Raw genomic sequence first — 14,719 nt, forward strand, 5'->3', positions numbered from 1 at the left:
TCGCGCGTCATTGGTGTTCGTCACAGAGTGCTCCGTTCAAATAATGGTTACTGGACTCAACCCGCTTATTCTACCAAGACACGCAAATCCCCGCTCGCTTCGCTACGAAACAAACACTGCACTGAACAGAGCCTGAAAAGCAGCGTTTGCGCCCAGGGAAAGAATGGCTCGCAAAATGCGTCGCGTTCGCCGCGGCACCCCGAGGGGCTCCCTGGAACCGTCTGCGTTCAAACATGACCTTATTCAAAAACGAAACGCAGCCAGGCGAGCGCATAGTGAGCGCAGCGAACGGTAGCGAGCCGTGGTTCCGGGGAGCCCCTCGGGGTGCCGCGGCGAACGCGAAATCGCGAGCAACCATCGCTTCAAATTCCACGCATAAGAAAAGGCCGGGCATAAACCCGGCCTTGAGCAAGCGACGCTGCGACGCGCTATTTGCGAGAGATAGCCTTTTTGGCTGCCTCGGCGATGGAAGCTGCATCCATATGGAATTCCACGAGCAGCTCCTCGTAGCTCGCCGACGTGCCGAAGCAATCCTGCATGCCCACGCGCTCGAGCGGAGCGGGATGCTTTGCGGCCAGGCATTCCGCCACGGCGCCACCAAGGCCGCCGATAACGGAATGCTCTTCAGCGGTCACGATGCAGCCCGTCTTCTCGACCGACGCCAAAATGGTGTCTTCGTCGAGCGGCTTCACGCAGAATGCGTCGATAACCTCTGCGGAAATGCCTTCAGCGGCCAGCAAGTCAGCGGCCTTCAAGGCCTCATCGATTTCGACGCCGCAGGCGACGATGGAAACATCGCTGCCCTCGCGAAGCACGTATGCGCGACCCATCTCGAGCTCTTTGCCCGGCTCATAGACGCACGGCACCGATGCGCGGCCCATGCGCACATACACGGGGCCCGGCGTTTCGGCGGCCAGCTTAATGGCGGCCTTCGCAGCGTAGTAGTCGGCTGGAACGAGAACGCGCATGTTCGGCAGCACGCGCATAAGGGCGATATCTTCGACCATCTGATGGCTGCCGCCGTCGGGGCCTACTGAAATGCCGGCATGCGTAGGGGCAATTTTCACGTTCAGATTCGCATAGCACACGGTGTTGCGAATTTGATCATACACACGGCCGGTGCCGAACACGGCGAACGAGCCAGTGAATGCGGTGTGACCCGTGAGCGAGAGACCAGCGGCCACGCCAACCATATCTTGTTCGGCGATGCCAACGTTCACCAGGCGCTCGGGATGCGCAGCGCCCAGCTTTTTGGTGGTGGTAGAACCAGAGAGGTCGGCCTCAACGGCTACGACGTCGATGCCCTGCTCCACCAATTCGACCAGCGTCTCACCGTAGGCGGCGCGGGTTGCTTTTTTCTCTGCAGCCATTATTTAGCCTCCTTGTTCGCGGTGAGTTCGGCGAGAGCCTGCTCGGTTTGCTCGGCGTTCGGCGCCTTGCCATGCCAGCCAGCCTGGTCTTCCATGAAGGAAACGCCCTTGCCCTTGGTGGTTTCGGCGACGATCACGCACGGCTTGCCGCCGCGGGATTCCTTGGCGCTTTCAAGCGTGGCGAGAATGGCTTCCATGTCGTTGCCGTCGCACTGGAACACCTGCCAGCCGAACGAGCGGAACTTGTCACCCAAATCTTCCGGCGAGCATACGGTTTCGATGCGGCCGTCGATTTGCAGGTGGTTGTGGTCGACGATGGCGACCAGGTTGTCGAGACCCTTGTGGGCCGCGAACATCGCAGCTTCCCATACCTGACCCTCTTGGCATTCGCCGTCGCCCATAAGGGTGAACACCGAAGACTCAGAACCGTTGAGCTTCAGGCCAAGCGCCATGCCGGCAGCGATAGAGAGACCCTGGCCGAGCGAACCCGTAGAGGCCTCAACGCCCGGAAGCTTCTTGCAATCGGGATGGCCTTGAAGGCGGCTGTGCAGCTTGCGCAGCGTGGCGAGCTCTTCTTTCGGGAAGTAGCCGGCCTCGGCAAGCGTGGCGTAAAGTGCCGGTGCCGCATGGCCCTTCGAGAGGAGGAAACGGTCACGGTCTTCGGCCTTCGGATTTTCCGCATCGTGCTTGAGCACGCCTCCGAAATACAGCGCGCACATAATGTCTGCCGCCGAAAGCGAGCCACCCGGATGCCCGCTTCCCGCTTCGGCCACCATTTTCACGATATCGACGCGGATATCGCCGGCCATGCTCTTCAGCTCTTCGAGATTCACGACGCCCCTTTCTGTCGTTCAAGAAAAAAGCGCCCCGCATGCGCGGGACGCCTCATCACGCAATTGATTGCATCGTATCGCAAATTCGCGTTTCAAGCTATTGGGATACGCGCCAACGATGATAGCCCACAACGAATTCATCGATATCGCCGTCAAGCACGGCATCGACGTTGCTCGTTTCGACGCCGCTGCGCAAATCCTTCACAAGCTGGTACGGATAGAGCACGTAGTTGCGAATCTGGCTGCCGAAGCCATTTTCCTGCTTTTCGCCGCGAATGGCATCGAGTTCGGCATCGCGCTTCTGGCGCTCGAGTTCATACAGCCTGCCGCGCAGCACTTTAAACGCAGATTCCTTGTTCATAAGCTGGCTTTTCTCGTTTTGGCAGGTAACCACGATGCCCGTGGGAATATGCGTGAGTCGCACGGCCGAATCGGTGGTGTTCACGCACTGGCCGCCCGGGCCGCTCGAGCGATACACGTCGACGCGCACGTCGTTCGGGTTCAAATTCACCTCGATGTCGTCGGACATCACGGGCATGACCTCCACACTGGCGAACGTCGTTTGACGGCGGCCTTTGATGTCGGTCGGCGAAATGCGCACGAGTCGATGCACGCCATGCTCGCTGCGCAGCATGCCATAGGCGTTCTTGCCTTCCACCTGGAACACCGCGCGATCAAGGCCAATGCCCTCGCCCGGCACCACGTCGAGCACCTTGAGCTTCCAGCCTTTTTTCTCGACGTAGCGCGAATACATGCGATAAAGCATGTCGGTCCAGTCCTGCGCCTCAAGCCCGCCTTGGCCGGGGTTTACCGACACGATGGCGTCGGAGGAATCGAGGTCGTCGGCGAACCAGGAGTCGATTTCGAATTGGTCGAGCATGGAATCGAGGCGCGAGAGGCACATCTGAACCTCGGCGGCGAAGCCTTCGTCTTCATCGGCGAGTTCATCGGCGGCGCGCGCATCGTCGAGCAGACCGCACGCGACGTCATACGCATTGAGCGTGTCGCGCAGATTGCTCGCTTTCTTCGAAACCTCCTGCGCCGCAGCCGCGTCATCCCAGAAGCCCGGCTGCGCCGCCTTATGGTCGAGATTGACGAGCTCGGCTTGGGAGTCCTCGATATGCAGGTATTCATGCGCCGCAGCCAAACGCTCGGCAACATCGTCGATATTCAGGTTTTCTTTCTCAGCCATAGCTCAAACCATTCAGAATTCAAAAACAGCATTTCGGCAGCGCGCCCCAAGGCGAGCGCGCAAGCCCTGATACAAGCAACGGCCCGACGATGCATCGGGCCGAGCAAAAGCAGATATCGTTCCAACGTCGAATTCAGCAGAAAGCGCATGCGATTCGAATGCGACCAGCGCCTCGCTGCGACATCGGCCGTCAAGCGGCGTACGACATCCGTCACCGCGCCGCCCCTCTAAGCGGCGCGATATTGTATCACCTATTGAAACCGTGGCACTTCTTGAATTTCTTCCCGCTTCCGCACGGACAAGGATCGTTGGGCTTCACGTTCACATAGGGGTCGGAATCTTCGTCTTTGCGATACGTCTTCGGCTTCGCCGTCGCCGCGGGCTTCGGCGGCTGGCCAGCGGTTGCCTGCGCGGGACGCGTGCCGCGACCGGCGATGGTGTTTTCGGAAAGCGCAGCCTCGGGCGAGGAATAGCTCACCTTGCCATCGAGGGGCGACGACTCCTCCTGCTCCACGGGAGCGGCGATGCGCAGACGCAACAGCGTGCGCAGGAAGTCTTCGTACATCGAAGTCGTGAGCTCCGAGAATGCGCGATGCGCTTCCTCTTTATACTCGACGAGCGGGTCGCGCTGGCCGAAGGCGCGCAGGCCAATGCCCGTCTTCAAATAGTCCATCGCCTGCAGGTGGTTCATCCAACGCACGTCCATGATACGCAGCATAACCTGGCTTTCGAGCTGACGCATCGCATCGGCGCCAAGGGTTTCTTCCTTGGAGCGATACGTGCCCATGAGGTATTCCTCAAGGGCATCTTCGAGAGCCTCAGGGTCGTCCTCATGGTCGACTTCCTCGGCCTTGAAAGAAGCCTCGCCCGTCATATTCGCCGCCCACATGTCGACGGCCTTCATATCCCAGTCGTCGCTCGGCAGCTTGGCCGGGCAATTCTCGTCAATCACGGCATCGACTTCGTCGTCGACGATTTCCTCGATGCGGGAGGACAGGTCTTTGCCGTCGAGGATCGCGTTGCGCTCCTTATAGATGGCGTTACGCTGCAGGTTCATGACGTCGTCGTATTCGAGCACGTTTTTACGGGCGGCGAAGTGCATGGCTTCGACCTGGCGCTGGGCGCTCTCGATGGCCTTGGTCACCATGCCCGCCTGAATCGGCATGTCGTCGGTCGCGCCAGTTTTTTCCATCATGTGGCTGATGGAATCCATGCGGTTGCCGCCGAACAGGCGCATGAGGTCGTCTTCAAGCGAAAGATAGAACTGCGTGAGACCCGGGTCGCCCTGGCGGCCGGCGCGGCCACGCAGCTGGTTGTCGATGCGTCGGCTCTCGTGGCGCTCGGTGCCGATAACGGCCAAGCCGCCCGCACGGCGCACCTGCTCCTGCTCGCGCTTGCACGTTTCCTTCGCCTGGGCGAGCGCCGCATCGCGATCGGCCTGCGTGGGAACCTTCAGCTGGTTCTCGCCCTCCTGAACCTCGGTCTCGGGGGTTGCCTCGGGGTCGAAGCCGCGCTGGCGCAACACGTCGTCGGCGAGCACCTCGGGGTTGCCGCCGAGCAAAATGTCGGTACCACGGCCAGCCATGTTCGTCGCGATGGTCACAGCGCCCAGGCGACCCGCCTGCGCGACGATATGCGCCTCGCGCTCGTGGTTCTTCGCGTTCAAGGTCTCATGGGGAATGCCGCGCTTGTCAAGCAGGCGCGAGAGCTTTTCGGAACTTTCGACCGAAACGGTGCCAACCAAGCAAGGCTGGCCCGCCGCATGGCGTTCCTGCACGTCATCGGCCACGGCTTGATACTTCGCCTCAATGGTGCGGTACACCAGGTCGTTTTCGTCTTTACGAATGACCGGCTTGTTCGGCGGAATGGCCACGACGGGCAGCTTGTAAATCTGGCGAAACTCGGCGTCTTCAGTCATGGCGGTACCCGTCATGCCCGAGAGCTTGTCGTAGAGACGGAAGTAGTTCTGCAGCGTGATGGTCGCGAGGGTTTGGTTCTCTTCGCGAATGCGAACGTTTTCCTTCGCTTCCATCGCCTGATGCAGGCCTTCCGACCAGCGGCGGCCTTCCATGATGCGGCCCGTGTTCTCGTCGACGATCTTCACTTCGCCGCCCACTACAACATAGTCGATGTCGCGATGGAACATGAAGTGCGCCTTCAGGGCCTGCTGCAAGTGGTTCGCAAGCTGGCCCGAAGGGTCGTCGTAGATATCATCGATGCCCAAGCGGGCCTCGATTTTCGCCAAGCCGGTCTCGGTTGCGAAGATGGTCTTCTTCGCCTCGTCGAGCTCGTAGTCTTCGTCGCGAACCAGGCCGAACATCGCCTGGGAGAACTTCTTGTAGGTATCGGCGGCCTTCACGCCCGCGCCGGAAATGATGAGCGGCGTGCGCGCCTCGTCGATGAGGATGGAGTCGACCTCGTCGACGATGGCGAAGTTGTGGCCGCGCTGCACGCGGGCGCTCGCGCGGGTCACCATGTTGTCGCGCAGGTAGTCGAAACCGAATTCGGCATTGGTGCCATACGTCACGTCGGCCTTATACGCGGGAATTCGCTGGGGCTGGCGCATGCCATTTTGCACCAGGCCCACTTCCATGCCCAAGAAACGGTACAAGCGGCCCATCCACTCGCTGTCTCGACGAGCGAGGTAGTCGTTCACGGTAACGATATGCACGCCTTCGCCGGAAAGTGCATTCAAATAACCAGCGAGCGTAGAGACGAGCGTTTTGCCTTCGCCGGTTTTCATTTCGGCGATCTGGCCTTCATGGAGCGCCATGCCGCCAATGAGCTGCACGTCGAAATGGCGCATGCCCATAACGCGCTGGCCAGCCTCGCGCACCGTGGCGAACGCCTCGGGCAGAAGGCTGTCGAGGCTTTCGCCATTCGCCGCACGTTCCTTATAGGCGGCGGTAAGAGCTACGAGCTCGGCGTCGGTGAGCGCCTGCATGGACAGCTCGAGCGAACCGATTTTGTCAACGAGCGATTGGTAGCGCTTGAGCTGCTTGCCCTCGCCAAACGTGAGGAGCTTCGAAAGAAATCCCATGGTCTTCCTCATCTTGCCCACGAACGCATGTGGGCGGCATCGATTTTCGAATGATATGCGCGAATATACGCGCAGCTATACACGTTCGGCAACTTTACCACAGCGAACAGGAGCAAAAGCAAACGGGCATCAAGCAAACAAAGAACCGTCACCCAATAGTTTCATTCGGCCGACTTTTGCATCGGCTCTTTCCCATTGAGCAGCTCGCAGTACATTTCCCGCATGCGATCGCCCGGATCGATGCCCAATTCCTCGGCAAGATGCTTCGCGCACAGCCGATAGGTTTCCATGGCCTGGACGCGCTGGCCGCTCGCCGCCTGCGCGCGCATAAGGGCAAACGCGGCATCTTCGCGGCTGGGGCACGCATCGGCCGCGACCTCGGCGAACCACAGCGCCGTATCCGCTTCGCCCGCATCCACCAGCCGCAACGCCGCAGTAACGTACGCGTCGATCCGTCGCGCGCGATACTTCGATCGCATGGCGCCTATAAAAGCGTTCTCCGTTTCAGACGGAAGCAAATCGCACGAGAACGCCTCCTCCATCTTCTCAAACACGGCAAGCCATGCGCGGGCGTTGGGTTCGTCGAACAGAAGCGTACGACAGAGCGCATCGAATTCGTCCACGTCGCTTTTCACATAACGAGTATCCACCATGACGCTCGCGCGATGGCGCACAAGATAGGGGCAATCTTCGTCACGCTCGGCGCCGAGGGCTCGACGAAGCCGACACCACAGCGAGTAAAAGTTGTTCGTGGCGCGCTCGACCGTCGCATCGGGCCACATAATGCGAAGCAATTCGGGCCGCGCGATTTCCTTCCCGCGAAACAACACGAGCACGGCCAACAGCGTTTTCGTACGCTGCTTCGCGAACAAATGGGGATCGACCGCAACCCCGCCAATGGTCACTTCCATCCCTCCGAATATATTCACGCGCATCTCGGGAATAACGGCAGGGCGAGGGCTCTGCATAGAGCAATCGCTCAAAGGCGCCTGTACCGGAGCGAGGCTCGACCGAGTTCGACCGCGGCGTTGCTCGGCGAGAACAGCCGACAGCACATCGCATGCGCGCTGGCGGCTGGGCGAAAGGGGCACGTCCCCGCCGGACCCCACAATCGACGCAACTAAAATCGCTTCGCACACCGTCGCCTCCTCGGTCGAATCGACCATACGCTCCACAAGCGCGCGAGAAGCCGAAAGCGCTATGGCGAGTTCTTCCCCATTCGCACGACGGGAGACGCGCCTCAGCAGCGTCGCACAATACACCGCCGCCGTGCGCAATACATGGGTATCGACGCCCGCGTCGCGCAATGCCCGGCACGCCGCCGCGATGTCTCCCTTATGAAGCGCGATCGCCGAGGTGGCGATACGGCCCGCCAATGCGTCATTCGCAAGAACCTCAACCTTGCCTGCCGCGATATTCCCGAGCGTCTCGAGCGCCGCGCTTCGCGCCGATTCGCCGCCCGCATCAAGCGCGACGAGCGCACACATGAGCGCGTCGGTCGACGATATTCCCCGCATACCCAATGCACGGCGCGCGACAGACGAGGCGCGCTCCCTCTCGTCGAGCACGAACAACCTCCCCGAAGCGGCAGCGACCATCGAGGCGTCAAGACCCGTGCTTCGAGTTCCCAGGCTTTCGAAAAGGTCTTGCAGAGGACGCACGCATCCCGAATCGAACAGGCGCCATTGCTGCTGCAAAATCCACGAAATTCGGCGTTTGCGGGCGCAGGCTATCTGCATGATTTCGCACGCACGCGGCCCCATGCCACGCGAAGCAAGCATACATGCGACCTTCGCAGAAAGAGCATCGCGCGCAGAGGGAGTTGCAACTCGACCAAGCGAATCAATCGACTCCCCCAAGCCCTCCATCACCTGCGCTACATCAAACCCGTGCGCCTCGAAAGTCTCATCGGCTAAATCAACACCCACATAGGGATAATGTTCACTGATGAAGCGGCGCGCATCGGCTCGCACGCCTCCGGAAACGGCCGACAAGTCATCGAAGGAGCCCACCTGCAAGGCTTCCATCACGAATACGGGAGCGCGCATTTCTGAAGGCATCTCTCCAAGGCGCATGCCGCGCAAAAACTCACGCATGCCATCTTGCCCGCCCCATAAAAAAGCAGGAACGCGATCGCATTCGCGCAAGCCCTCAACCGATGCCACATGGCTCGAGGAAAGCTCGCAATCGTCGACAAGCAGGTCGCGAGCTCCGACGATAACGCAATCACGCTGGGCATCGGCGATAGCGCCGAACGCAGGCGTCGTAGTAACGAGCACTTCGCAGCCCGCATCAAGAAGCGCATCAATTTCGTGCGAAAAACATTCCAAACGCGCATCCGCCAAAAAGGGGACGTCGTCGAACACCACAAGGTCCAACTGCACGGGTCGCGCAATAAACGTTTTGGCAATTATCCCAGCATCCAAATCGCGCAGAAAGCATGGGCTTGAGCAATCGAGCCAATGAACGCCGCGAAACGAGAACATCGACGCCGCATATTCGAGCCCCAGGCTCGTTTTGCCGAAACCCGAAGGGGCGACCACGAATCTCGCGACGTCGCGCTCTGCCACCAAACGCTTAACGAGACGAGGCCTTGAGTAAATCCTTTGCGGCCCGACCCTCTTCGGACGCCTCCCATTGCAAGCGGCATTTTCAAGGTACCCCATGAGTCCATCTCCTCCTCGTGTCAAGTCGCGAACGCCCCATCAATCATCCGCAACGCCTGAATTGTTTTACGCGGCGATCGCCGCGCGATTCGAGGAACGGACAGCGATTCTATAGGAGAAAAAGCGCCGGCGAAATATCGGCGAAAACGCCAGATGGGCCATTCAAAGAAGAAAATCGAAGAAAGTATCGATCAGTGTTTTCGGGCTTTGCAAAAAATGCGTGTTACGTCGCAAAACACAGACGTCAACCAGCACTTTTCCACTATGCTTTCCCCATGGATACTCGAATCGACATAATAGCCCACTCCCCTGCGGCAATAACAATTCGCGCCCTTGAAGAAAGCGGTTGCCAAGCGTGGATTGTAGGCGGCTGGATACGCGACAAACTCATGGGACGCGCGCCCCATGACGCCGACATAGCGACGAATGCCCCATGGAGGCGAACCGAGCAAATTCTGCTCAAAGAGGGATACACCGTACACGAAACGGGAACGAAGCACGGCACCGTTACCGCCATTGTAAGCGGGGAACCCATCGAGATAACCACGTACCGCATCGAGGGCCCTTATTCCGACTCGCGGCACCCCGACTACGTGAAATTCGTCGACAACATCGAGCTCGACCTCGCACGGCGCGACTTCACCATGAACGCCATCGCCTACCACCCTACACGCGGCATCTTCGACCCGTTCGGCGGCGCGCGCGATATCGAAGCCCGCACGATTCGAGCCGTAGGCGATGCACGCAAACGCTTCGAGGAAGACCCCTTGCGCATACTCCGCGCGGCGCGCTTCGAAGCGCAGACCGGCTTTGAAATCGAACCCGCCACGCGCGATGCCGCGTTCTCGTGCGCGCACCTGCTCGACAGCGTGGCGCGTGAACGCATGGGAAGCGAATTCACCAAGCTTTTATGCGGACCCTACGCAGGGCGCGTCATCGAAAACGAATTCCCCATCGTCGTGCAAGCCATAAACGAACTCGAGGCGACGCGAGGCTTTAAGCTGAAATCGAAACGGCACGCCTACGACTTGCTCGGGCATCTCGCCCATAGCGTCTCCGCCACGCCGGAAAACGAGACATTGCGTTGGGCCGCACTCCTTCACGACATCGCCAAACCCGAATCGCATCACGACCACGCGCTGCGCAGCAGCATCGCCGCCACGCGCATCATGCAACGGCTCCGAATCGAACGGCGACAGACGCTGCAAGCCGCCGACGCGATCGCGTGGCATACGACGAGCTTCCCGCCAAGCGAGGAGGCCCTGCGCCTTTTCGTCGCCTGCCTAGGCGGCGATGCGCCCCGCGCGCGACGGGCGCTCCTACTCCAGCGAGCCGACGCAAACGGACATGGTCCCAAAGGGGACGCGCGCGCGAGAGAAGTCGATGAAGAGCTCGCCATGCTCGACGCACTCGAATGCAGCGGAAAACCGCTCGGCGCGAAGCAGCTCGCGTTGTCAGGCAAAGAAGTTGCGGACTTGGGAAATCTTCATGGTCCGAAAATCGGAAGAACGCTCAATGCGCTGCTCGCCGCCGTCATCGAAGGCGAGATCAAAAACACCCCCGAGGCACTGCGTTCCCACCTGAATTGCGCGATTGAAAACGCCGAAGAACAAATTTTTCAAAAAAAGTTGCAAAAGTTCTTGACGAAACGCTAGGAAGTCCGTAATATACCAACTCGCGCCGCAAGAGCGCACAAATCACTGGGGTGTCGTCTAATGGCAGGACAGCGGTTTCTGGTGCCGTATGTGAGGGTTCGACTCCTTCCACCCCAGCCATTTTTGGCCTGGTCGTCTAGCGGTTTAGGACGCCGCCCTCTCAAGGCGGAGATCGGGGGTTCGAATCCCCTCCAGGCTACCATGATTTCTAAAGCCCGTTCTGACGAACGGGCTTTTTTGTTGCCGCTGCGCGATGCCCTGACGGCGCATTTCGCCTTCAAGCTTCGGCTCACGTATCTTCCGATACGCTTCGCCTTGCTTTCAGGACGAACCGCACTCGCCAGGGCGTCGCTCGCTGCCTCTTGTTCGACCTACCCAATAAGGGCACATCCCACCCTCTTTAGCGGGGATTCGAACCAATGAGGTGGAATTCCGTCAAGAGTACCCCCTCCGTCTTACCGACCTCGTTTATTAACTCCCCCTTCGGCTTGTTTTCCACAAAAACTTTTCCACATTTTGACCGCGCCAAACCATTTCGTTTTCACTGCTATTTCATGCGATTTCGTTGACGTTTTCCTCGTATTTTCCCATCTTGGCCCCGCTTTGAATCCCAGTAAGAAGAGCAACCATCTTTTGCTTATTAGTTAGACTGATAAATGAGGGTTTTCCACGACATGAAAAAAAGTTGTCCACATATCGGCAAGCGGCATATTAAGAGCGGCAAACGGATTTTGTTTGATTACCGCCCGCGATATTCCCACATATGGTCGAGCGGGCCTGAACCTTTCCCTAAATCAAGCTGGGCAGCAAGCGCTCCCGAAATATAGCGCTTCGCATACTCGCACGCCTCAAACACGGTGAAGCCCTTCGCGAGCCCGCACGCAATCGCGCTCGAAAGCGTGCATCCCGTGCCATGCGTATTATCGTTTCCGATGCGCTCGCCAGGCAGCCAACACGTAAACCCGCGCTCGGCCAGCACGTCATCGGCGTCGCTTACGCCGTGTCCACCCTTCACAAGAACGGCGACGCCGAAACGCTCCGACAACTCTCCCGCAGCCGTCTCCATATCGCGCTTCGTCGCAATGCTCCTGCCCCAGAGCACCTCCGATTCGGGAATGTTGGGCGTTATCACGCTCGCAAGCGGGAACAAGCACCCTGTAAGCGCCTCAGAGGCGTCATCGCTTATAAGGCGGCTTCCACTCGTCGACACCATGACGGGGTCGACCACGATGTTCTCAGCCGCATGCGCGCGCAGCGATTCCGCAATGGCGACCACATTCGACGCCGATGACACCATGCCGATTTTCACGGCGCTGGGGCGAATGTCGTCGAACACTGCATCTATCTGCTCCACCACGAATTCGCTCGGAACATCGAGCACGCCTGAAACCCCCAGGGTGTTTTGCGCAGTAAGCGCTGTGATCGCGGTTTGGGCGAACAGCCCCAACGCCTCGATGGTTTTCAAATCGGCCTGAATGCCCGCCCCGCCCGAGGAATCGGAACCGGCGATGCTTACGACTGAAGGAATCTTGAAGCCCATAGCTCTCCTCACACGCAACTCGGCAATCTCGTGCGTCCATAATACAATCCGCCAGGCACAAAGGCGGAAAAGCGCCCACAAGAAAACGGAAGCCGGCAAGCCGACTTCCGTTCCATTCAATCGATTATCCCGTTATTCAAACCGCTCGCAAACAGCTACGCGCGCAGGTCGACGCCGTCCATGATGCGCCTTAAGTCCTGCGTCGCGGAAACGATGTCGCCCGCAGCAAAAATCGCCGACACGACCGCAGCGCCATGCACGCCCGTATGGGCGAGCGACGCAAGCGTGCTCGCATTCAGGCCGCCGATGCCAACCACAGGAATGCTCACGGCAGCACACATTTCCTGCAGCGTGCTCAGCGACACATCGGCCGCCTCGGGCTTGGTTGCCGTCTTGAACAACGCTCCCACACCCAAATAGTCGGCGCCTGCAGCCTGCGCGGCAAGGGCTTGCTCTACCGTTTGCGCCGACACGCCCACGATGGCGCCCTCGCCCAGACGGGCCCTCGCGCTCGCGCACGACTCATCCGACTGGCCAACATGCACGCCATCGGCGCCTACGGCAAGAGCCGCTTCTACGTCGTCGTCAATCACAAACGGAACTTTCCCGGCAAGGCCTTCGCGTTCGAGTTCGTCACGAATTTCCGCATACGCGCTTATGAGCTCCTCAGTCGTGGCGCGCTTCGCACGAAGCTGCAGAAACGTCGCCCCTCCGCGCACCGCCTGGGCGCAGCATGACGCAAGCGTGCGGCCGCCCAGCCACGCAGCATCGGAAACGGCATACAGCAAAAGCGACTCGGGAGCGCAGCGAAAACGTTCGCGCGGCGTGGGCGCCGTCATGGTTAACGAACCTCTTCAACCAAAGCGGCCTTTGCCAGATCGTCGCCCTCAAGCAGCGACAGGGCATCCATGAGATAGGTGTGGAAGCTTCCCGTGCCGTCGCCTTCCTTCATGCGCGCCTGCGCGGCCTGGCCGGCAGCGCCCATATGCACCACCGCGGCAAGCGCGGCCTCAACGGCGTTGCCGTTCGCGCGCGCCATATATGCGCCGGTGATGGCGGAAAGCATGCAGCCTGAACCCGTGATGCGGCCCTGTAGCGCAGATCCGTTGCGCACGGCAAATGCGCGATTCGCATCGGCGACGATATCGATGGGGCCGGTAATAGCCACGGCGCAGTTGGCTTTCGCGGCGAAATCACGCGCGAAAGCCGCTGCTTCGGCGATATCTTCCTCGCTCGTCACGGCGTCGGCGGGGTTCACATCGACGCCTTGCGTAGCAGCCGCCTGGCCAGCAAGGGCCTTCACTTCGCTCATATTGCCGCGCACCAAGGCGACGGGCAGCGAGTCGAGCAGTTCGCCTGCGGTTTGCGTGCGCAGCGCCGAAGCTCCCGCGCCTACCGGGTCAAGAACAATGGCGTGTTCGAGTTCAGCAGCTCGGGCGCCCGCAGCCTTCATGCCGGCAATGGTCTGCATGTTGAGCGTGCCAATATTCAGCACGAGCGCGTTGCAAATGGACGTGATGTCAACCACGTCGGCAGGTTCGTCGCTCATGATGGGGCTTGCGCCCACGGCGAGCACGGCGTTCGCACAGCTTTCCACGGTCACGTAATTCGTGATGCAGTGGACGAGCGGGGTCGTCGCGCGCACATCATCGGCAAACGCCTTGATGGATTCGGTGATTTCAGATGCAGTTTGATATGCGGAATTGTTCGCAGTCATGCGATGCTCCCTTCGTTGGCATTACCCATATCAGGTTCGGTGGGTCGGAGCCAAGAAGCCCCCTCTCAGCCCGCTTCGGCGAGCTCCCCATTATGTCGAAGTGAATTATACGGCGCACGCGGCGAAAGGAGCACAAAAATTCGCGAACGGCAGCGCCGCGTTTAGCCGATGCGAATGTCGCTCAAGGGCATTCGCGGCAAAACGACCACGACAGCGCCCTGCTCAAGAGAAATCGACACAGGCTTGCCCACGAATTCGTTGGAAAGGCCAAGCGTCACGTCGTTTCGAAGCGTCGCGTCCTCAACTTCATACAGCGGGCCGCGCTCCGTAAGGCCACACGAGGCATCGGGCGCAGAAAAGACCGAGAACGTGCCAGCATTCTTTGCGGCAATCTCAAGCGACATGCCGCCTGCGAGCGCGACCACGACATTGCCCTCTCCTACCGCGACCGCATGCATGCCCGCGCGCGCCGCGCCCACCAAGGCCGAAAGCGTTGCAAGCGTGTGATCGAGCCTTCCTCCAAGCGCACCATACACCGCAACCTCGCGCATGCCATGCGCGAGCGCCCACTCGAGCGCAAGCGCCGTATCACTGTCGTCTTTCATGACGGGATGCTTCTCTACTGGAACGCCCTGCGGAACATGGCCCAACGAGTCGAAATCGCCCAGGGCGAAATCGGGCGTTACGCCAATCGCGCAAAGCGAGG

Annotated in this window: 10 protein-coding genes, 2 tRNA genes and 1 riboswitch; of the genes, 3 read left to right on the forward strand and 9 right to left on the reverse strand. The window is 59.9% G+C overall.

The features are described from left to right. Positions 1 to 428: 428 nt before the first annotated feature. The 5 genes from ACWI8T_RS04715 to ACWI8T_RS04735 form a co-directional block, all read right to left on the reverse strand. The gene (locus tag ACWI8T_RS04715) at positions 429 to 1,370 is read right to left on the reverse strand and encodes a transketolase family protein (RefSeq protein ID WP_449138130.1); all 942 of its coding nucleotides are present in this window, start codon (positions 1,368 to 1,370) and stop codon (positions 429 to 431) included. Then, positions 1,370 to 2,203, reverse strand: a complete 834-nt coding sequence (locus ACWI8T_RS04720) for a transketolase (protein ID WP_418618259.1) — start codon at positions 2,201 to 2,203, stop codon at positions 1,370 to 1,372. The genes ACWI8T_RS04715 and ACWI8T_RS04720 overlap by 1 nt, the downstream gene beginning before the upstream one ends. A gap of 97 nt (positions 2,204 to 2,300) precedes the next feature. After that, on the reverse strand, positions 2,301 to 3,395 hold the full coding sequence (prfB, locus tag ACWI8T_RS04725; RefSeq protein WP_449138131.1) for a peptide chain release factor 2: 1,095 nt from the start codon (positions 3,393 to 3,395) through the stop codon (positions 2,301 to 2,303). 247 nt (positions 3,396 to 3,642) lie between these two features. Continuing rightward, complete coding sequence (gene secA / locus ACWI8T_RS04730; protein ID WP_449138132.1) at positions 3,643 to 6,435, reverse strand: preprotein translocase subunit SecA; 2,793 nt, start codon at positions 6,433 to 6,435, stop codon at positions 3,643 to 3,645. A gap of 161 nt (positions 6,436 to 6,596) precedes the next feature. After that, positions 6,597 to 9,005 (reverse strand): BTAD domain-containing putative transcriptional regulator, encoded by a 2,409-nt coding sequence (locus ACWI8T_RS04735; protein ID WP_449138133.1) that lies wholly within the window; start codon positions 9,003 to 9,005, stop codon positions 6,597 to 6,599. Positions 9,006 to 9,376: 371 nt separating this feature from the next. On the opposite strand from ACWI8T_RS04735, the gene ACWI8T_RS04740 reads away from it, so the two are divergent. From ACWI8T_RS04740 to ACWI8T_RS04750, 3 genes are all read left to right on the forward strand, one after another. Continuing rightward, on the forward strand, positions 9,377 to 10,756 hold the full coding sequence (locus ACWI8T_RS04740) for a CCA tRNA nucleotidyltransferase (protein WP_449138134.1): 1,380 nt from the start codon (positions 9,377 to 9,379) through the stop codon (positions 10,754 to 10,756). Positions 10,757 to 10,802: 46 nt separating this feature from the next. After that, positions 10,803 to 10,876: transfer RNA gene (locus tag ACWI8T_RS04745), tRNA-Gln, on the forward strand. A 5-nt stretch (positions 10,877 to 10,881) separates the two neighbouring features. Then, a tRNA-Glu gene (locus ACWI8T_RS04750) sits at positions 10,882 to 10,958 on the forward strand. Between the two features lie 537 nt (positions 10,959 to 11,495). Here ACWI8T_RS04750 and thiD read toward each other — a convergent pair. The 4 genes from thiD to ACWI8T_RS04770 form a co-directional block, all read right to left on the reverse strand. Continuing rightward, a complete protein-coding gene (thiD, locus tag ACWI8T_RS04755; RefSeq protein ID WP_449138135.1) occupies positions 11,496 to 12,296 on the reverse strand; it encodes a bifunctional hydroxymethylpyrimidine kinase/phosphomethylpyrimidine kinase in 801 nt (266 codons plus the stop codon). Between the two features lie 155 nt (positions 12,297 to 12,451). Continuing rightward, positions 12,452 to 13,135, reverse strand: a complete 684-nt coding sequence (thiE, locus tag ACWI8T_RS04760; RefSeq protein ID WP_449138136.1) for a thiamine phosphate synthase — start codon at positions 13,133 to 13,135, stop codon at positions 12,452 to 12,454. 2 nt (positions 13,136 to 13,137) lie between these two features. Beyond that, positions 13,138 to 14,013, reverse strand: coding sequence for a hydroxyethylthiazole kinase (gene thiM, locus ACWI8T_RS04765; protein WP_281668008.1), 876 nt, complete (start codon positions 14,011 to 14,013; stop codon positions 13,138 to 13,140). Beyond that, a riboswitch (TPP riboswitch) is annotated at positions 14,004 to 14,113 on the reverse strand. (Overlaps the previous gene by 10 nt.) A gap of 61 nt (positions 14,114 to 14,174) precedes the next feature. Beyond that, positions 14,175 to 14,719 (reverse strand): thiamine diphosphokinase (locus ACWI8T_RS04770; RefSeq protein WP_449138137.1); only part of this gene is annotated, 545 nt, incomplete at its 5' end.

The organism is Slackia sp., from assembly GCF_977041755.1.